The 18,194-nt window shown below is 72.6% G+C and carries 16 protein-coding genes; 7 read left to right on the forward strand and 9 right to left on the reverse strand.

Features of this window, described 5'->3' with window-relative positions:
• Position 1 precedes the first annotated feature (1 nt).
• Positions 2 to 1,204: an acetylornithine transaminase gene (locus HUT19_RS08000; RefSeq protein ID WP_176179785.1), complete on the reverse strand. Its 1,203-nt coding sequence runs from the start codon at positions 1,202 to 1,204 to the stop codon at positions 2 to 4.
• Positions 1,205 to 1,431: 227 nt separating this feature from the next.
• On the opposite strand from HUT19_RS08000, the gene HUT19_RS08005 reads away from it, so the two are divergent.
• Entirely contained in the window at positions 1,432 to 2,625 is a 1,194-nt protein-coding gene (locus HUT19_RS08005; protein ID WP_176179786.1) for an IS110 family transposase, read from the forward strand.
• Between the two features lie 35 nt (positions 2,626 to 2,660).
• Here the strand turns inward: HUT19_RS08005 and argB are convergent, their stop codons facing one another.
• Genes argB through argC form a run of 3 tightly spaced genes read right to left on the reverse strand, consistent with a single transcriptional unit; the run spans position 2,661 to position 5,808 of the window.
• On the reverse strand, positions 2,661 to 3,629 hold the full coding sequence (gene argB / locus HUT19_RS08010) for an acetylglutamate kinase (protein ID WP_176179787.1): 969 nt from the start codon (positions 3,627 to 3,629) through the stop codon (positions 2,661 to 2,663).
• A complete protein-coding gene (gene argJ / locus HUT19_RS08015) occupies positions 3,626 to 4,783 on the reverse strand; it encodes a bifunctional glutamate N-acetyltransferase/amino-acid acetyltransferase ArgJ (protein WP_176179788.1) in 1,158 nt (385 codons plus the stop codon). The genes argB and argJ overlap by 4 nt, the downstream gene beginning before the upstream one ends.
• On the reverse strand, positions 4,780 to 5,808 hold the full coding sequence (gene argC / locus HUT19_RS08020; protein ID WP_176179789.1) for an N-acetyl-gamma-glutamyl-phosphate reductase: 1,029 nt from the start codon (positions 5,806 to 5,808) through the stop codon (positions 4,780 to 4,782). Before argC ends, argJ begins: the two co-directional genes overlap by 4 nt.
• Before the next feature lie 279 nt (positions 5,809 to 6,087).
• On the opposite strand from argC, the gene HUT19_RS08025 reads away from it, so the two are divergent.
• From HUT19_RS08025 to HUT19_RS08035, 3 genes are all read left to right on the forward strand, one after another.
• Positions 6,088 to 7,005, forward strand: coding sequence for a hypothetical protein (locus HUT19_RS08025; RefSeq protein ID WP_176179790.1), 918 nt, complete (start codon positions 6,088 to 6,090; stop codon positions 7,003 to 7,005).
• Between the two features lie 124 nt (positions 7,006 to 7,129).
• Positions 7,130 to 7,393 carry a hypothetical protein gene (locus HUT19_RS08030; RefSeq protein ID WP_176179791.1) on the forward strand — a complete coding sequence of 88 codons (264 nt, stop codon included), beginning with the start codon at positions 7,130 to 7,132 and terminating at the stop codon, positions 7,391 to 7,393.
• Positions 7,342 to 8,358 (forward strand): SUKH-4 family immunity protein, encoded by a 1,017-nt coding sequence (locus tag HUT19_RS08035; protein ID WP_176179792.1) that lies wholly within the window; start codon positions 7,342 to 7,344, stop codon positions 8,356 to 8,358. Before HUT19_RS08030 ends, HUT19_RS08035 begins: the two co-directional genes overlap by 52 nt.
• Positions 8,359 to 8,460: 102 nt before the next feature.
• On the opposite strand, the gene HUT19_RS08040 is transcribed toward HUT19_RS08035, so the two are convergent.
• A complete protein-coding gene (locus HUT19_RS08040; RefSeq protein ID WP_176179793.1) occupies positions 8,461 to 10,680 on the reverse strand; it encodes an NADP-dependent isocitrate dehydrogenase in 2,220 nt (739 codons plus the stop codon).
• Positions 10,681 to 11,078: 398 nt separating this feature from the next.
• Between HUT19_RS08040 and HUT19_RS08045 the strand changes: the two genes are divergently transcribed.
• On the forward strand, positions 11,079 to 12,323 hold the full coding sequence (locus HUT19_RS08045) for a beta-ketoacyl synthase (RefSeq protein ID WP_254885483.1): 1,245 nt from the start codon (positions 11,079 to 11,081) through the stop codon (positions 12,321 to 12,323).
• 544 nt (positions 12,324 to 12,867) lie between these two features.
• Here HUT19_RS08045 and HUT19_RS08050 read toward each other — a convergent pair.
• The 3 genes from HUT19_RS08050 to HUT19_RS08060 form a co-directional block, all read right to left on the reverse strand.
• Positions 12,868 to 13,449 (reverse strand): histidine phosphatase family protein, encoded by a 582-nt coding sequence (locus HUT19_RS08050; protein WP_176179794.1) that lies wholly within the window; start codon positions 13,447 to 13,449, stop codon positions 12,868 to 12,870.
• A gap of 13 nt (positions 13,450 to 13,462) precedes the next feature.
• On the reverse strand, positions 13,463 to 13,909 hold the full coding sequence (locus HUT19_RS08055; RefSeq protein ID WP_176179795.1) for a GNAT family N-acetyltransferase: 447 nt from the start codon (positions 13,907 to 13,909) through the stop codon (positions 13,463 to 13,465).
• Between the two features lie 73 nt (positions 13,910 to 13,982).
• The gene (locus HUT19_RS08060; RefSeq protein ID WP_176179796.1) at positions 13,983 to 15,431 is read right to left on the reverse strand and encodes a PLP-dependent aminotransferase family protein; all 1,449 of its coding nucleotides are present in this window, start codon (positions 15,429 to 15,431) and stop codon (positions 13,983 to 13,985) included.
• Here HUT19_RS08060 and HUT19_RS08065 point away from each other — a divergent pair.
• Together HUT19_RS08065 and HUT19_RS08070 are read left to right on the forward strand one after the other, a co-directional pair.
• Complete coding sequence (locus HUT19_RS08065) at positions 15,430 to 16,452, forward strand: DMT family transporter (protein WP_176179797.1); 1,023 nt, start codon at positions 15,430 to 15,432, stop codon at positions 16,450 to 16,452. The two genes, HUT19_RS08060 and HUT19_RS08065, sit on opposite strands and share 2 nt — an antisense overlap.
• 47 nt (positions 16,453 to 16,499) lie before the next feature.
• The gene (locus HUT19_RS08070) at positions 16,500 to 16,703 is read left to right on the forward strand and encodes a DUF1918 domain-containing protein (RefSeq protein ID WP_176179798.1); all 204 of its coding nucleotides are present in this window, start codon (positions 16,500 to 16,502) and stop codon (positions 16,701 to 16,703) included.
• A 15-nt stretch (positions 16,704 to 16,718) separates the two neighbouring features.
• On the opposite strand, the gene HUT19_RS08075 is transcribed toward HUT19_RS08070, so the two are convergent.
• Positions 16,719 to 17,951, reverse strand: a complete 1,233-nt coding sequence (locus HUT19_RS08075; RefSeq protein ID WP_176179799.1) for a glycoside hydrolase family 10 protein — start codon at positions 17,949 to 17,951, stop codon at positions 16,719 to 16,721.
• Between the last annotated feature and the right edge of the window lie 243 nt (positions 17,952 to 18,194).

An 18,194-nucleotide genomic window follows, 5' to 3' on the forward strand; every position in this document is an offset into this window, starting at 1 on the left:
GTCAGTCTCCGGATCGTCGTTCCCCGTGGCCCCCGTGTGCGGCGTCCAGGACGGCGGGCAGCTCCCGGAGGAAGGTGTCCAGCTCGCCGTCGGCGACGACGAGCGGCGGGGCGAGCCGGACCACGTCCGGAGCGACCGCGTTCACCAGGAGTCCCGCGTCCTGAGCCGCCTGCTGCACCTGTGGCGCGAGGGACTCTGTGAGCACGATACCCAGCAGCAGCCCGGCGCCACGGACCTGGTCGATCAACGGATGGCCGAGCGACTCGATTCCGTCACGCAGCCGCTCCCCCGCACGCTTGACGCGGTCGAGGATCCCGTCGGCCTCGACGGTCTCCAGCACGGCGACGGCGGCGGCGCAGGCCACGGGGTTCCCACCGAAGGTGGAACCGTGCTGACCTGGGGTCAACAGCTCCGCGGCGGGCCCGAAGGCGATGGTCGCGCCGATGGGCAGCCCGCCACCGAGCCCCTTGGCGAGGGTGACCACATCGGGCTCCACGCCCTGCGCCTGGTGCTCGAACCAGTGTCCGGTGCGGCCGATGCCGGTCTGGATCTCGTCGATCACCAGCAGGGTGCCGGTGGCCCGGGTGATCTCGCGGGCCGCGGCCAGATAGCCCGCCGGGGGCACCACAACGCCGTTCTCGCCCTGCACCGGTTCGACGATGACGAGGGCGGTGTCGGTGGTGACGGCCGCGCGCAGCGCCTCGGTGTCGCCGTAGGGGACGTGGGTGACGTCACCGGGCAACGGAAGGAACGGTTCCTGCTTGGTGGGCTGGCCGGTCAGCGCGAGGGCGCCCATGGTGCGGCCGTGGAAACCGCCGGTGGTGGCCACCATATGGGTACGACCGGTACGCCGCCCGATCTTGAACGCGGCCTCGACCGCCTCCGCACCGGAGTTGGAGAAGTAGACCCGTCCGGTGCGGCCGAGGAGCTGGAGCAGCTTCTCGGCGAGCGCCACCGGCGGCTCGGCCATGAACAGGTTGGAGACATGGCCGAGGGTGGCGATCTGGTCGGACACCGCCTGGACGACGGCGGGGTGGGCGTGGCCGAGGGCGTTGACGGCGATGCCGCCGACGAAGTCCAGGTACTCCTTGCCGTCGGCGTCCCACAGCCGGGCGCCCTCGCCGTGGGTGAGGGCGAGGCGGGGGGTGCCGTAGTTGTCCATCAGCGCCCCCTGCCAGCGCTGTGCGAGTCCGGTGTTGCTCACTGGTCCCTACCTTCTTGATCGGGCTGAGCGAGCCATTCGTAGGGTTGGCTCACCCAGGGGCGCTGGGTGTGGCTATCACTGGTCTGCCGCTCGTGGCTCGGGAGGATTGGCCGCCCGGCGCCCCACGACGACTCGGCCGCCAATTGGGAAATGCGACAAGATCGCTTTGTAGGGACTCGTCGGCGAGGTCGTCTGTGGGACACGGCACGACGACGATCAGGAGAGCGATGCACCCCCGCGTATGGGCCGGAATCGACGCCGGCAAGGCCCACCACCACTGTGTGGCAATCGACTCCGAGGGGAACAAACTCCTCTCCCGCCGCGTGGCCAACGACGAGCCGGAACTCCTCCAACTCCTGGCCGATGTCCTTGCGCTGGGCCATGAGGTGGTCTGGGCCGTCGACCTCGCCGACGGCGGCGCCGCACTGGCCATCACCACCCTGCTCGCCCATGACCAGCAGGTGCTCTACATCTCCGGTCGCACCGTCAACCGTGCCTCGGAGGCATACCGGGGCGAGAGCAAGAGCGACGCCCGCGACGCCGCGATCATCGCTGATCAGGCACGCATGCGCCGCGACCTGACCCCGATGCGATTGCCCGACAGCCTCAGCGCCGAACTGAAGCTCCTCACTGCCCGCCGCACCGATCTGGTCTGCGATCGCACCCGCACCATCAACCGGCTCCGCGCCCAGCTGAACGGCATCTTCCCCGCTCTGGAACGGGCATTGGACCTGAGCAACGCGGGCCCGCTGATCCTGCTCACCGGATACCAGACCCCGGCCTCTATCCGGCGGCTGGGCCGCACCCGCCTGGAGGCATGGCTTCGCCGTCGCAAGGTCCGCAGCGCCGGTCAGGTCGCCCGGACCGCGCTGGAGGCCGCCGAACGGCAGCACACCGCCGTGCCGGGGGAAGACGTCGCCGCCGAGCTGGTGCACACGCTCGCCCAGCAACTGACCGCTCTCAACGAGCAGATCGCCGCAGTGGACCGTCGCATCGCCGAGCGGTTCAGGGAGCACGAACTCGCCGAGGTCATCACCAGCATGCCCGGCATCGGCCCGACTCTCGGTGCGGAGTTCCTCGCTGCCACCAACGGTGACATGGAGCTCTTCGGCTCCCCGGACCGGCTTGCCGGCTTCTGCGGTCTGGCTCCCGCCTCGCGCGACTCCGGCCGCATCAGCGGCAACCTGCGCCGACCCCAGCGATACCACCGCGGCTTGCAGCGTGTCTTCTACACCTCCGCGCTGATCAGCATCCAACGCCACCCAGAGTCCAGGGCGTTCTACGACCGCAAGAGGGCCGAGGGGAAGCGCCACACGCAGGCCGTCATCGCCCTCGCGCGCAGACGTGTCAACGTCCTGTGGGCACTCCTGCGGGACAGGCGCTGCTACCAAGCGGTCCCACCCGTCGCTATGGCGGCATGAGGACCCGAACAGCTCATCGCTGACGCTTGACAACGTCATTGGGAATCCTCCCCCTCGTCGTCATGGGTCGCGCCGTCCGGGTCCGGCATGATCATGGTGCCGATGCCCTCGTCGGTGAAGATCTCCAGCAGGATGGAGTGCTGGACGCGGCCGTCCAGCACCCGGGCGGTGGTGACGCCGTTGCGTACGGCGTGCAGACAGCCCTCCATCTTGGGCACCATGCCGCTGGCCAGCTCCGGCAGCAGCTTCTCCAGCTCGCTCGCGGTGAGCTGGCTGATCACCTCGTCGCTGTTGGGCCAGTCCGCGTACAGCCCCTCGACATCGGTGAGGACCATCAGCGTCTCGGCGCCGAGAGCGGCGGCGAGCGCGGCGGCCGCGGTGTCGGCGTTGATGTTGTAGACATGGCCGTCGTCGGCGCTGCGGGCGATGGAGGAGATCACCGGGATCCGGCCGTCGTCCAGCAGCGCCCGGACCGCGCCCGCGTCGATCTCGGTGATCTCGCCGACCCGGCCGATGTCCACGCGTTCGCCGTCGATGTCGGCCCAGCGCTTGGTGGCGGTCATGGTGTGGGCGTCCTCGCCGGTCAGACCGATGGCCAGCGGACCGTGCTGGTTGAGCAGACCGACCAGCTCACGCTGGACCTGTCCGGCCAGCACCATCCGCACGACGTCCATGGCCTCGGGCGAGGTGACCCGCAGTCCGGCCTTGAACTCCGAGACCAGGCCCAGCTTGTCGAGCTGGGCGCTGATCTGCGGGCCGCCGCCGTGGACCACGACGGGGCGCAGTCCGGCGTGCCGGAGGAAGACCACGTCCTGGGCGAAGGCGGCCTTCAGCTCCTCGTCGACCATCGCGTTGCCGCCGAACTTGATCACGACGGTCTTGCCGTGGTGACGGGTCAGCCAGGGCAGCGCCTCGATGAGGGTGCGGGCCTTGGGCAGCGCGGTGTGCTTACGGGCGGCGGGCCGGGCGGCGTTGTCCGGGGTGGCCGGGCTGGTCTGCGTCATGAGGAGTAGGCGCTGTTCTCGTGGACGTAGTCGGCGGTCAGATCGTTGGCCCAGATGACGGCCGACGCACTGCCCGCGGACAGATCGGCGGTGATGCGCACCTCGCGGTAGCGCATGTCGACCAGCTCCCGGTCCTCGCCGACGGAGCCGTTCTTGCAGACCCAAACGTCGTTGATGGCGACGTTGAGCTGGTCGGGCTCGAAGGCGGCGGAGGTGGTGCCGATCGCGGAGAGCACCCGGCCCCAGTTGGGGTCCTCGCCGTGGATGGCGCACTTGAGGAGGTTGTTGCGGGCGATGGAGCGGCCCACCTCGACGGCGTCGTCCTCGGTGGCCGCGCCGATGACCTCGATCCGGATGTCCTTCGAGGCGCCCTCGGCGTCGCCGATCAGCTGACGGGCGAGGTCGTCGCAGACCGCGCGGACGGCCTCGGCGAACTCGGCCCGGTCGGGGACGGTCCCGGAGGCGCCGGAGGCGAGCAGCAGCACGGTGTCGTTGGTGGACATGCAGCCGTCGGAGTCCACCCGGTCGAAGGTGGTACGGGTGGCGGCGCGCAGGGCGCCGTCGAGCTCGGGGGCGGCCACGTCGGCGTCGGTGGTGAGGACGACGAGCATGGTGGCGAGGCCCGGGGCCAGCATGCCCGCGCCCTTGGCCATGCCGCCGACCGTCCAGGCGCCGTCCGGGCTCCGCACGACGGCCGTCTTGTGCACGGTGTCGGTGGTCTTGATGGCGATGGCGGCCTTCTCGCCGCCGTGCGGGGAGAGGGCGGCGACGGCCTTGTCGACCCCGGGCAGCAGGGCGTCCATCGGCAGCCGGATGCCGATGAGCCCGGTGGAGGCGACGGCCACCTCGCCCGCGCTGTGCCCGAGGACGTCGGCGACCTTCTCGGCGGTCGCGTGGGTGTCCTGGAAGCCGAGCGGACCGGTGCAGGCGTTGGCGCCACCGGAGTTGAGGACCACCGCGGAGATCTGACCGCCGCTGACCACCTGCTCGGACCAGAGCACCGGGGCGGCCTTGACGCGGTTGGAGGTGAAGACGCCCGCGGCGGCGAGACGCGGCCCGTTGTTGACGACAAGAGCGAGATCGGGGTTTCCGTTCTCCTTGATCCCTGCCGCGACGCCGGAGGCGGTGAAGCCCTTGGCGGCCGTAACGCTCATGGAGCGACTCCGATCGTGGAAAGTCCCAGCTCCTCGGGGAGGCCGAGGGCGATGTTCATGCTCTGCACCGCGCCACCGGCGGTGCCCTTGGTGAGGTTGTCGATGGCGCTGATCACGATGGCGCGGCCGGCCGCCTCGTCGAGGGCGACCTGGAGCAGCGCGGTGTTGGATCCGTGGACGGCGGCGGTGGACGGCCACCGGCCCTCGGGCAGCAGCCGGACGAACGGCTCGTCCCGCAGCGCCTTGTCGTACGCGGCCCGCAGCGCCTCCCCCGTCACCCCGGGCCTGACCTTGGCGCTGGAGGTGGCGAGGATGCCGCGGGGCATGGGGGCGAGGGTCGGGGTGAAGGAGACGGAGACACGTGTCCCCGCCGCGGCCGAGAGGTTCTGGATCATCTCGGGGGTGTGCCGGTGGCCACCGCCCACGCCGTACGGGCTCATGGCGCCCATGACCTCGCTGCCCAGCAGATGCGGCTTGGGCGCCTTGCCCGCGCCGGAGGTGCCGGAGGCGGCGACGATCACGGCCTCGGGCTCGACGAGCCCCGCCGCGTAGGCGGGGAACAGCGCGAGCGAGACGGCGGTCGGATAGCAGCCCGGAACCGCGATGCGCTTGGACCCCTCCAGCGCGGCGCGGGCCCCGGGCAGCTCGGGGAGACCGTAGGGCCAGGTACCGGCGTGGGGCGAACCGTAGAACTTCTCCCAGTCGGCCGCGTCCGCCAGCCGGAAGTCGGCACCGCAGTCGATGACCAGGACCTGGTCCCCGAGCTGTTCGGCGACGGCGGCGGACTGGCCGTGCGGCAGCGCCAGGAAGACCACGTCGTGCCCGGTCAGGGCGTCCGCGCTGGTCGGCTGGAGCACCCGGTCGGCGAGCGGGAGCAGATGCGGCTGGAGGGCGGCGAGCGGCTGTCCGGCGTTGGAGTTGCCGGTCAGGGTGCCGATCTCCACCTCGGGGTGGGCGAGCAGCAGGCGCAGCAGCTCGCCGCCCGCGTACCCGCTCGCCCCTGCCACCGCAGCACGTACCGCCATCGCTGTCCTCCTCAGGTATGGCATGACTATACGATCGAGGACAGTTTTATGCAAAGCCTTTCCGCGTGCCGGACTCAGGCCGCGAAGTGGCTCACCAGCAGGGTCAGCCGGCGGTCGTGGGCCTTCTCGGGGAGGAACGGCCTCCTCGTCGGGGAGGGGTGGCTCGGCCGTGCGGAGGAGGGCCGGGCTCCGCCGGGCGGCGGAGGTGAACCGGTCCGGCGGTGGACGTGGTGGGGGCCTCGGAGGCCCGAGAGTGGATCCCGACGAGGGGGGATCCAGGTGGAACGCTGGGACCGGGCGGGGCGCTGGGGGGCGTACGGGGCGGCGGTGGCGCTGACGCCGTATGCGCTGATCAAGGTGTCCTGGGTGGTGGGCTCGCTGCTGGGGCTGGTGCCGATCGGGGAGGGCTTCGACCTGGCCGGGTGGGTGGTCCTCAACACGGTGACCATCGGTATGGCGGCGATCGGCATCGCGCTGGCGCTCGCCCTGGTACGCCCGTGGGGGATGCGGCTCCCGGGGCGGCCGGTGATGTTCTGCGGGTGGGTGGGGTCGGGGTTTCTGGTGTCGGTGCTGCCGTACGCCGTGCTCACCGCGCTGGTGGACTCCGGCGGCGGTGACCGCGGCGGTGACCGGGGAGACGGCGGACCCGGGATGCCCGGCTGGGAGGCGTTCCTCGTCCAGTTCGGCTTCGTGGGGATGGGACTCGGCCTGGCCGTCGCCCTGCCCGCCTATCTGCGGCGGCGTCGGCCGGATGCCTTCACCGGGCGGGTGAGTGTCCGGGTGCCCTGGGCGGCGGGGCTCGCGGCCGTGGTCGGGGCGGTCTGGCTGTACTGGGCGTTCGGCGGCACCCTGGGCATCGCACACCCGGCGCGACGGACCACCGACGGCGCCGTACTGACCGGTCTGGGCGCCCTCTGGGCACTCGCCGGAGCCGCCGCCCTCCTGCTGCTCAGCCGTCCGCCACAGCCACGGCCGGCCCGCCGGCTGCCGCTCGCGCTCTGCTGGCTCGGCTCGGGTTCGCTCTTCGCCTGGAGCGGCTGGAAACTGCCCTTCACCCTGTTCGTGGCGCTCGCCCAGCCCGCCGGTGCCACCCTGCCGGAGGACCCCTCCGTCGCCCTCGTCCTGCACGGCACCGCCGTGGTGGCGGGCATCGGCATGCTGCGCGCACTCGCCGGTCCGCGCCCCGCGCGGTCCTGACCCGAGTCGGACCCGCCGCACGGCCGTCGCCACGTTGCCCGCGGCGGTCGACCGAGCCGTGTCGTCGGTCGCGAGTTCGACATGCCGTCATACTGGCAGCTCGCTATCTCGGGGGAGGCTGAGCATGGACACCGGACCGACGGCGGACAGCAGCGGATGCCGACTGACGGCGGAGGCGCTTCCGGACGGGCTGACGCACGGGCCGAGCCGGACGTTCCTGATCGAGCGCGGGCTGCCCGAGGCCGCCGCCGATCTCGACTTCACCGCCCTGTGCGGCGGGCGGCTGGAGCCGCTGCCACCCCCGGCGGCCACGTCATGGGGGACGGACGGCTGTTGGTGCTCGGCACGACCGACTACTGCGGCAGCCGGGTGGTGCTCGACGGCGTGACCGGTGCGGTACTGCTGGCCGAGTGGGCCGGGGGCACGCCCCGCGACGCCTCCGCGGGGGCGGAGCCGGTCCACGATCCCCTGGCCTCCTCGCTGTCCGCCTTCGCGGAGCTGATCGACACCTGTGCGTGGGTGTCGGAGACCGCGCGGCACCCCGAGGCGTACGACGGGCGCCGGGGGCCCGATGTGATGGCCGAGGTGATCGAGGCCGCCGCGGGGCGGATGCGCGCCGTCGACCCGGCGCTGTTCGGGGCCGAGGCCGCTCCCGCGCACTGGCGCACCTGTCTGCTGGTGCGGTCGCTGGCCTGGGGCGCCCGGCCCGGTCCGGCGGACGGCCTGGCGTACACCTTCGGCCCGGCCCTGGTGCGGGATCTCGCGCGGCTGGGCGGCGAGGGCCGGGTGCGCCACTACCGCCCGGAGGAGCTGCCGGACCACCTCACCCACGAGCCGACCCGGCGGCTGCTCACCGAGATCGGACTGCCGCTCGACGGTGAGCTGTTCAGCGTCGGCGACGAACCGCTGCGCACCATGGCGGAGGCCCACCCCGACAGCTTCGCGGGGCGGGCGGAGGACGGCTCCGGCGCGGCCACGGGCCGGGGCCACCAGCGCGACTTCCTCGCCGTCGGGTGGTGGCCGCACGATCTCGCGGTCGCCCTCGACGGTGCCACCGGACGGCTGGAGCTGCCGGACTGGTACGGCGAGGACGAGCCCGCGGCCTATCTCAACCGGGATCTGTCGGCGCTGCTGTACGCCTGGTGGATCTACGAGCGGCTGCGTGACGAGTGGCACCACTGGGGTGACGGCGCCGCCGCGGAGACCTGGCGGGTGTTCGACCCGTTCGCGCTGCTGAGCAGCCGGGCCGACCCGATGGTGGAGGCGGTGGACCCGGAGGCGTTCCGGACCTCCGCCCACTCGTGGCGGATGCTCGCCGAGGACCCGTACACCGGCGGGCTGCTGTCCAACTGAGGTTCGGCACCGCACTGTTGGGCCATCGCACACGACCGCCCCGGCCGGGCGGATGCCGGCCGGGGCGGTGCGCTTCATGGCGCCGGGGCGCTCGCGTCGGTGTCAGCCGAGGGTTGCGAGGGCCTGGTTGAGCGTGGCCGACGGCCGCATGACGGCCGAGGCCTTCGCCGGGTCGGGCTGGTAGTAGCCACCGATCTCGGCGGGCGAGCCCTGGACGGCGATCAGCTCGTCGACGATGGTCCGCTCCTGCTCGGTGAGCGTCTTGGCGAGGGCCGCGAACGCACCCGCGAGCTCGGCGTCGTCGGTCTGCTTGGCCAGCTCCTGGGCCCAGTACAGGGCCAGGTAGAAGTGGCTGCCGCGGTTGTCGATCCCGCCGACGCGACGGCTCGGCGACTTGTTCTCGTTGAGGAACGAGCCGGTGGCGCGGTCCAGGGTGTCCGCGAGCACCTGGGCGCGCGCGTTGCCCGTCTTCTGCGCGAGGTGCTCGAAGCTGACCGCGAGGGCCAGGAACTCACCCAGGCTGTCCCAGCGCAGGTAGTTCTCCTTGACCAGCTGCTGGACGTGCTTGGGGGCGGAGCCGCCCGCGCCCGTCTCGAACAGCCCGCCGCCGTTGATCAGCGGGACGACGGAGAGCATCTTGGCGCTGGTGCCGAGCTCGAGGATCGGGAACAGGTCGGTCAGGTAGTCACGCAGGACGTTGCCGGTGACCGAGATCGTGTTCTCGCCGCGGCGGATCCGCTCGAGGGAGAACGTGATCGCGTCGACCGGCGACAGGATCTTGATCTCGAGGCCCTCGGTATCGTGCTCGGGCAGGTACGCCTTGACCTTCTCGATGAGGTTGGCGTCGTGGGCGCGGCCCTCGTCGAGCCAGAACACCGCCGGGTCGCCGGTGGCGCGGGCGCGGGTGACGGCCAGCTTGACCCAGTCGCGGATCGGCACGTCCTTGGTCTGGCACATCCGGAAGATGTCACCGGCACCGACGACCTGCTCAAGCACCACGTTGCCGGAGCCGTCCAGGACGCGGACGGTGCCGGTGGTGGGGACCTCGAAGGTCTTGTCGTGGCTGCCGTACTCCTCGGCCTTCTGCGCCATCAGACCGACGTTGGGCACCGAGCCCATGGTGGCCGGGTCGAAGGCGCCGTTGGCGCGGCAGTCGTCGATGACGGCCTGGTAGATCCCGGCGTAGCTGCTGTCCGGGATGACCGCGAGGGTGTCGGCCTCCTCGCCGTCCGGGCCCCACATGTGGCCGGAGGTGCGGATCATGGCGGGCATGGAGGCGTCCACGATGACATCGCTCGGGACGTGCAGGTTGGTGATGCCGCGGTCGGAGTCGACCATGGCCAGCTTCGGGCCCTCGGCCAGCTCGGCGTCGAAGGACGCCTTGACCGCCGGGCCCTCGGGGAGGGACTCCAGGCCCTTGAGGATGCCGCCGAGGCCGTCGTTCGGGGTCAGACCGGCGGCGGCCAGCGTCTCGCCGTGGGCGGCGAAGGTCTTCGGGAAGAACGCGCGCACCGCGTGGCCGAAGACGATCGGGTCGGAGACCTTCATCATCGTGGCCTTCAGGTGCAGCGAGAACAGCACACCCTCGGACTTGGCGCGGTCGACCTGCGCGGCGAGGAACTCCCGCAGCACGGCCACGCGCATCACGGACGCGTCCACGACCTCGCCCGCGAGCACCGGTACCGACTCGCGCAGCACGGTGGTGGTGCCGTCGTCACCCACCAGCTCGATGCGCAGCGCGCCGTCCTCGGCGATGACCACGGACTTCTCGGTGGAACGGAAGTCGTCGCCGTCCATGTGGGCGACGTTGGTCCTGGAGTCGGCCGACCAGGCGCCCATGCGGTGCGGGTGCGCCTTGGCGTAGTTCTTGACCGAGGCGGGGGCGCGGCGGTCGGAGTTGCCCTCGCGCAGCACCGGGTTGACGGCGCTGCCCTTGACCTTGTCGTAGCGGGCGCGGATGTCGCGCTCCTCGTCGGTCTTCGGGTCGTCCGGGTAGTCCGGCAGTGCGTAGCCCTGCTGCTGGAGCTCGGCGACCGCGGCCTTCAGCTGCGGGATCGACGCCGAGATGTTCGGCAGCTTGATGATGTTCGCCTCGGGGGTCTTGGCGAGCTCGCCCAGCTCGGCGAGGGCGTCGGGGATCCGCTGGCCCTCCTCGAGACGCTCGGGGAACTGAGCGATGATCCGTCCGGCCAGGGAGATGTCCCGGCGCTCCACGGTGACCCCGGCGGTCGAGGCGTATGCCTCGACCACGGGCAGGAAGGAATACGTCGCGAGGGCCGGGGCCTCGTCGGTGTGCGTGTAGATGATCGTCGAGTCAGTCACCGGGTGCTCCGCTCCTCCACGTCTGCAACATTGCTCGACATCAAGATATCTCGTGTTCGGGCCCCTCTCGAAAGGGCCCTCGGGAATCGGCCGTATGACGGCGGGCATGGGCCCGGAAGGCCCCGGTGGCGGGGTGGCTGGGGGTGCGCGGGGCGACCGGGTGGACGGTCACCGGGGCCGCGTCCACCAGCGGGAGACAGCGGATCCCGGGAGGGGGTCCAGACCGGACAGATCTCCCACCTGCCATAGAGGATCCCTATAAAACTCCGGCACCACTCTCGGCACCGGACAACATTCGATCATGCACAACACCCCTGACAGATTGGCTGTTGAGAGACAACCCCGGCCGTCCTGACCCATGGGAGGGGTTGTATCACCACCACAAAGGGGGTTGTTGCATGTCAACAGCACACAGCACCACCGGCCCGATGGCCGAGCCGGTGCTGATCACCGGGCTCGGGGCCACCACACCGCTGGGTGGGGACGTGGCCTCGACCTGGGCCGCGATGCTGGCCGGGCGGTCCGGGATCGGCCCGATCGAGGAGGAGTGGGCGACCGGGCTGCCGGTGCGGATCGCGGGCCGTCTCGCGGTGGAACCCACCGAGGTGATGGACCGGGTGCGGGCCCGGCGGCTGGACCGCTGTGAGCAGATCGCGCTGATCGCCGCCGGGGAGGCATGGGCGGACGCGGGGACACCCGGCGTCGATCCGGAACGGCTGGCCGTGGTGATCGGGACCGGTACCGGCGGGGCGCTGACCATGCTGGGCCAGGACGATGTGCTCGAGAGGTCGGGGGTGCGGCGGGTGTCGCCGCACACCGTGCCGATGCTGATGGCGAACGGGCCCGCGGCCTGGGTCAGCATCGAACTGGGCGCGCGCGGCGGCGCCCACACCCCGGTCAGCGCCTGTGCGTCGGGGGCCGAGGCCATCGCGATGGGCCTGGATCTGATCCGTCTCGGCCGGGCCGATGTGGTGGTGGCGGGCGGCACCGAAGCCTGTGTCTGCGCACTGCCACTGGCCGGGTTCGCCCAGGCCAAGGCGCATTCGACCCGTAATCACGAACCCGCCCTGGCCTCCCGTCCGTTCGATGTGGACCGGGACGGCTTCGTCATCGGGGAGGGCGCGGCGGTGGTCGTGCTGGAGCGCGCCGGGTTCGCCGCGGCGCGGGCGGCCCGGGCCCACGCGGCGCTCGCGGGCGCGGGTGTCACCTCGGACGCGTACCACATCACCGCCGGGCATCCCGAGGGCCAGGTCCGCGCGATGCGGAGGGCGCTGGACTCGGCGGGGCTGTCCCCGCTCGACGTCGGGCACGTCCACGCCCACGCCACCTCGACCCCCAAGGGCGATCTGGTCGAGGCCCAGTCGATCGCCGAGGCCGTCGGGGTGCATCCGGCCGTCACCGCGACCAAGTCGATGACCGGCCATCTCTTCGGGGCGGCGGGGGCGGTCGGCGCGATGGCCGCGATCCTCGCGGTCCGCGACGGCGTCATCCCACCGACCCGCAATCTGGACACCCTCGACCCGGAGGTGAAGCTCGACGTCGTGGCGGGCGGGCCCCGGCGGGGCGGACTGACGGCGGCGCTGGCGAACTCCTTCGGCTTCGGCGGCCACAACGCCTCGCTGGTCTTCACCCCCGCGCCCTGACCCGGGACGGCCGGTGGTCCGGGATTCCCCGGCTCACCGGCCGCTTTCCGCGCCCAGCGGATGATGTGAAGGGTGAGCTCGGACTCGGTCCCGCTGGTGTTGACGGCGTTGACGTACCCGTGGGCCGTGCGACAGCGCCCGGTGCCTCCGGTGATCGCGACCGTCACCTCGCCGCGCCCGCCCGCGGTGACCCTGACCACACCCTGGATGGTGAGGTCCCCGTCGGCAAGGCAGAGCGTGCCCACGCATCTGCCGGCCGAAGGTGTCGGGAGCGGGGCCGACCCGGGTCAGGGTGCAGACCTCGTCGAGGCTCCCCACCACGGCGGAGCCCCTCAGCAGATCCCCGGCCAGGACGAGCTCCTCCCCCCGGCCGGTACCGGGGTCACCGTCGCCGCCGAAGGCGGTCGGGGTCTGCCACGCGACCGGTTCGAGGACCCGCTCGCGGCCGCTGTCCGTGGTGTGTCCACCGCGGGCCACGGCGACGGACAAGATCATCCAGGTGAACGGCCACCCCCGGTCGGCGCGGCGGCCCGGCGCGGCCCGGTCAGCGGAGCGCGTCGCAGTCCATCCGCAGTCGCCACTGCCCGGGGTGGCCGGTGAGGCTGAGCGTGGACAGCGGCTGGACGTCGACGTTCCAGTAGCAGTGCGGGGGCGCCTTGATCGCGTACATCATGGCCGCGCGGATCACCCCGGGGTCGGCGACCGCGAGCATCTTGGTGTGCTCCTCGGCCGGACGGGTGTCCAGCCAGCCGCCGACCCGGGTGATGAAGTCCAGCAGCGATTCACCGCCGTGCGGCGCGGAGCGCGGGTCGGCGAGCCAGGCGTCGACCGTCGCCGGTTCGCGCGCCATCACATCCGCGAGGGTGCGGCCCCGCCAACGGCCCATGTCGCAGTCGCGCAGGGCGAGTTGGACGAGCGGGGTGAAGCCGAGGGCGTCGCCGGTCTCCCGGCTGCGCGGCGACGGCGAGCAGTAGCGCAGCTCCGCCGCGGCCAGCGGCAGCAGGGCGGGCGCGGCCCGCTCCACGGCGATGCGGCCCTCCACGTCCAGGGGCCGTTCGTCGTCGAACCGCTCGCCGAGCCGGGAGGAGCTGCGGGCGGCGGCTATCAGCGTGAGCCGGAACGTCATCCCGGCATCGTATTCACCCCTCGTCGCGGGCGGACGGCTGCCGGGAGAAGAGGAGGTGCATCCAGTGGGACGGGTCGTCCAGCGGCTCGAAGCCCACCTTCGTGTAGACGCCGTGGGCGTCGTGGGTGGCCAGCAGGATGCGGCGCAGCCCGTACGGCGCGAGATGGTCGCGGACGGCGGTGACCAGGTCGGTGCCCAGGCCCTTGCCGCGAACGGAGCGGTCGACGTAGACATCGCACAGCCAGGAGAAGGTGGCGTAGTCGGTGACGATGCGGGCGTAGGCGACCTGGGCGCCCGACGCGGTGTCGTACACGCCGAAGTTGAGCGAGGAGGCGATCGCCCGGTCCTGCTTCTCCCGGGTGCGGCCGAGGGCCCAGTAGGCGTCGGTGGACAGCCAGTGGTGGATACGGGCCGGGTCGAGCCGCGCCGGGTCGGTGGATATCTCGAAACCGTCGTTCATGGGGGTGTTCCTATCAGCCACCCGGCCGGCCGGGCGACCGAATTGTTCCTGTGACCGGGTGGCTTCGTCCCGCTCAGCCCAGCACCTCGGCACAGGCGGTACGGAGTCTGCGGACGCCCTCGGCGAGCTCACCGGCCCCGGCCACCGAGGCGAAGCTCAGCCGCACATGCGGCGCGGGCGGCTCGGCGCAGAAGTACGGACGGCCGTGGGCGACGGCGACCCCGGCGCGCAGCGCGGCCGAGGCCAGCGCGGCTTCGTCGGTGCGCCGGGGCAGCCGCAGCCACAGGTGGTAGCCGCCGGGGGGCACATGGGGCAGGGCGAGATCGGGCAGCTCCCGCCGGACGGCGGTGACCACCGCCTGGCGCCGGGCGCGCAACTCGGCCGCGACGGTGCGCAGGTGGCGCGGCCAGGCGGGGGCGCCGACCAGTTCCAGGGCCGCTTCCTGCAACGGCCGGGGGACGAAGAAGCTGTCGACGACCTGGATCGCGCGCAGCCGCTCGAAGGCGGGGCCGCGGGCGGCGAGCGCGCCGACCCGCAGGCTGGGCGAGGTGGCCTTGGTGAGCGAGCAGACGTGGACGACCACGCCGTCCGGGTCGTCCGCGGCGAGCGGGGCGGGCAGCGGCGGCGCGTCGTCGTGGACGAGGCGCCGGGCGAAGTCGTCCTCCACCACGAAGGCGCCCGCCGCGCGGGCGATCCGCAGCACCTCGCGGCGCCGCTCGGCGGTCAGGCTCGCTCCGGTCGGGTTCTGGAAGAGCGGCTGGCAGACGAAGACGCGGGCACCGCTCGCGCGCAGCGCCTCGGCGAGCAGATCGGTGCGCACCCCGTCGGTGTCCGCCGGGACCGGGACCGGGCGCAGCCCGGAGGCGCGGGCGGCGGCCAGCATGCCGGGGTAGGTGGGGGATTCGACGAGCACGGGGGCGCCGGGCGGGGCGAGGGCGCGCAGGGCACAGGTGAGCGCGGACTGACCGCCCGCGGTGACCAGGACGTCGGCGGCGGCGAGGGTTCCGGCCGGGCCGCCGATCTCCCGGGCGAACCAGGCGCGCAGGTCGGTGAGCCCTTCCATGGGCGGGCGGCCCCAGGCGCCGGGCCGTCTCCCGGCCCGGGCCAGGGCGGCGGCCAGGGCGCGTTCGGGCTGGAGGGAGGGGTGGAGATAGCCGCCGTTGAGCTCCAGGGTGCCGGGCGGCGGGGCGGCGAGGGTGGCCAGTACCCCCGAGGCGTCGACCGATCGGGGCACGGCCTCGCCCGCCGTCTCCACGCTCAGGGCGACCTCCTGCCAGGAGGTGTCGCCCGGCCGTGCCGCCTCGGGGCGGGGGCGGGCGGCGCGGAAGGCACCGGCGCCGGGCCGGGTGACCACCAGCCCCTCGGCGGCGAGTACGGCGAGGGCGCGGGAGACGGTCACCGGGCTTACCCGGTGGCGCTCCACCAGTGCCCGGCTCGAGGGCAGCTTCTCGCCCGGCGAGTAGCGGTCCAGCTCTTTCCGCAGGCTTTCCACCAGGTCAGCGACACTGCTACGCTCATGCATGACAGCACAGGATAGCGCTACTGCTCCTCGCACGATAGCGGTGAGCGGAGACGACGAGCCCCGGCCGGGCGGTGTATCGCACCCCGAGGGGTCCGGCACCGGCACCCTGCTCGCCGCGCTGGGCGTGGCCGCCTTCTCCCTGACCTTCCCCGCCACCGCCTGGGGTCTGGAGGGTCTCGGCCCCTGGTCGGTGACCACCTGCCGGATGGTGCTGGCCGCGCTGGTCGCCGGCGGGGCACTGGCCGCGCTGCGGGTTCCGCTGCCGCACCGCCGCCACTGGGCCGGACTGCTGGTGGTGGCCGCCGGGGTGGTGGTGGGCTTCCCGCTGCTGACCACGCTCGCCCTCCAGACCTCCACCACCTCGCACGCGGCCGTGGTCGTCGGACTGCTGCCGCTGACCACCGCCGCCTTCTCCGCCGTACGCACCGGGGTGCGGCCGTCCCGGGTGTTCTGGGCGGCGGCGCTGGCCGGGGCCGCGGTGGTGATCGCCTTCGCGGTGCAGCAGAGCGGCGGCGCCCCGACCACCGGCGATCTGTATCTGTTCGGCGCGCTGCTGGTGTGCGCCGCGGGCTACACCGAGGGCGGACGGCTGGCCGCCCATATGCCGGGGTGGCAGGTGATCGGCTGGGCCCTGGTGGGATGTCTGCCGCTCGCCGTGGGGGGTGCGGCACTGTCGCTGCGGTACGAGCCGGTCCACCTCGGCGTCCACGCGGTCGCCGGGCTGCTGTGGCTGGCGGTGGGCTCGCAGTTCGTGGGGCTGCTGGTCTGGTACCGCGGGATGGCCGCCATCGGGGTGGCCCGGGCCAGCCAGCTCCAGCTGGCCCAGCCGCTGCTGACCCTGGTGTGGTCGGTGCTGCTGCTGAACGAGGACCTCTCCCCCGCTGCCCCGGCCGCCGCGGTCGCGGTCCTGGTGTGCATCGGGGTGACCCAGCGGGCCCGGATGCCGGAAAAGGCGGCGACGCCGGAAAAGACGGCACGGAAGGACGCCCGGGCAGGCGCGATCCCGGAGGACCGGCCATAAACTGGCCACAGGGATTGTCCTCCGGACAGCCGTAGGAGGTCATGCAGATGGAGGCGACCGTAGGCGACAAGCTGCTGGTGCACGGCAGGGTTGTCGGCATTCACGACCGGACCGCGGAAATCATCGAAGTGCTCGGGGACCACGGGGAACCGCCCTACCGCGTCCGCTACGAGGACGACGGCCACGAGTGCCTGTTCTCTCCCGGCCCCGACTCGGTCGTCCGCCACCTTCCCGCCGGCCCCCGGCGCTAGCGTCGCGGGTCCGGCTCAGCGGGGCGGACGCACCCGGCACCCGTAGTGGTCGGCGACCACACGCGCCATGGCGCCGTTGCGGTCGGCGGCCACTTCCTTCGCGGAGAAGAAGACGTTTCCGCGGACCTCGGGGAAGTCCCGGTCGAAGGTGAGGTGGCGGGACAGCTCCGCCGGGTCCTGCCAGGGGGCGGGCTGCGCCGGATCGCCCGCCTTGTACAGCGCCTCGCCGATGTACAGCCGCACCCCGGTGCCGCGTACGGTGTCCGCCCACCACGGCACCAGCTCGGCGTAGTCGGCGGCGGCGAAGCCGATGTTCCAGTACACCTGCGGCACGACGTAGTCCAGCCAGCCCCGCCGCACCCAGCCGCGGGTGTCCGCGTACAGGTCGTCGTAGGTCTGCACCCCGGCGGTGGTCCGCGAACCGCGCGGATCGGTGGCCGCGTTGCGCCACACGGCGAAGGGGCTGATGCCGAAGCGCACCCCCGGCCTCAGCCGCTTGATCCGGACGGCCGTCTCGCGCACCAGGCGGTCGATGTTGTCCCGGCGCCAGGCGGCCCGGTCCGGGAAGCCCGCCCCGTAGCGCGCGTACGCGGCGTCGTCGTCGAAGACCTGGCCGGCGACCGGATAGGGGTAGAAGTAGTCGTCCCAGTGGACGGCGTCGATGTCGTAGCGGACGACGGCGTCCAGCATCGCGTCCTGGACGAAGCGGCGGACCTCGGGCAGCCCGGGGTTGTAGTAGAGCTTTCCGCCGTACGTCACGATCCACTCGGGGTGGCGCCGCGCGGGGTGGGTGGGGACCAGCTTGCCGGGGTCGGTGTGGTTGGCGACGCGATAGGGGTTGAACCAGGCGTGCAGCTCCAGTCCGCGCCGGTGCGCCTCGCGTACCGCGGTGCCCAGCGGGTCCCAGCCCGGGTCCTGCCCCTGGGTACCGGTGAGGTACTGCGCCCACGGCTCGTACGGCGAGGGCCACAGCGCGTCGGCGGTCGGCCGCACCTGGAAGACCACCGCGTTGAGCCGGCGCCGCACGGCGGTGTCGAGGAAGCCGAGCAGTTCGGCCCGCTGCTGCTCGGCGGGAAGGCCGGGCCGGGAGGGCCAGTCCCGGTTGGCGACGGTGGCCAGCCACATCCCGCGGAACTCGCGCCGGTGCCGCCCCTCCCACCCGGCCGCCGTCGCCTCGCCCGCCGTGGCGGCGCCCGCCAGCGCCCCCGCGGCCGCCACCGTCAGACTTCTGCGCGTGATCTGCCCCATGGTCGACTCCTCGCTCGCCGCTCGCCGATGAAGCCCGCTGTCGCCCCCGACTCCCGCTGATGATGCGGCTGTTGCGGGCGTCCGGCAATGCCTGCCGCGGTTCCCACGACGGCCGGCCGGCACCGGCCGCCGAACCCCGGTGACGTCACTCTCCCCGCGCGGGCGTCCGGATGCCCGCGTCCACGCGGAAACGGGTGGTGACGGGGTGATGACAGCGGGCGGAGCGCGCCGGGTGAATCCGGC

The organism is Streptomyces sp. NA02950 (assembly GCF_013364155.1).
In the GTDB taxonomy this organism is placed as follows: Bacteria; Actinomycetota; Actinomycetes; order Streptomycetales; family Streptomycetaceae; genus Streptomyces.

Coding starts and splice junctions, on each gene's coding strand:
- HUT19_RS08005 (WP_176179786.1), top strand. CDS start 1,432: ATGCACCCCCGCGTATGGGCCGGAATCGACGCCGGCAAGGCCCACCAC.
- argB (WP_176179787.1), bottom strand. CDS start 3,629: ATGACGCAGACCAGCCCGGCCACCCCGGACAACGCCGCCCGGCCCGCC.
- argJ (WP_176179788.1), bottom strand. CDS start 4,783: ATGAGCGTTACGGCCGCCAAGGGCTTCACCGCCTCCGGCGTCGCGGCA.
- argC (WP_176179789.1), bottom strand. CDS start 5,808: ATGGCGGTACGTGCTGCGGTGGCAGGGGCGAGCGGGTACGCGGGCGGC.
- HUT19_RS08030 (WP_176179791.1), top strand. CDS start 7,130: ATGGACACCGGACCGACGGCGGACAGCAGCGGATGCCGACTGACGGCG.
- HUT19_RS08045 (WP_254885483.1), top strand. CDS start 11,079: ATGTCAACAGCACACAGCACCACCGGCCCGATGGCCGAGCCGGTGCTG.
- HUT19_RS08050 (WP_176179794.1), bottom strand. CDS start 13,449: ATGACGTTCCGGCTCACGCTGATAGCCGCCGCCCGCAGCTCCTCCCGG.
- HUT19_RS08055 (WP_176179795.1), bottom strand. CDS start 13,909: ATGAACGACGGTTTCGAGATATCCACCGACCCGGCGCGGCTCGACCCG.
- HUT19_RS08065 (WP_176179797.1), top strand. CDS start 15,430: ATGACAGCACAGGATAGCGCTACTGCTCCTCGCACGATAGCGGTGAGC.
- HUT19_RS08060 (WP_176179796.1), bottom strand. CDS start 15,431: ATGCATGAGCGTAGCAGTGTCGCTGACCTGGTGGAAAGCCTGCGGAAA.
- HUT19_RS08070 (WP_176179798.1), top strand. CDS start 16,500: ATGGAGGCGACCGTAGGCGACAAGCTGCTGGTGCACGGCAGGGTTGTC.
- HUT19_RS08075 (WP_176179799.1), bottom strand. CDS start 17,951: ATGGGGCAGATCACGCGCAGAAGTCTGACGGTGGCGGCCGCGGGGGCG.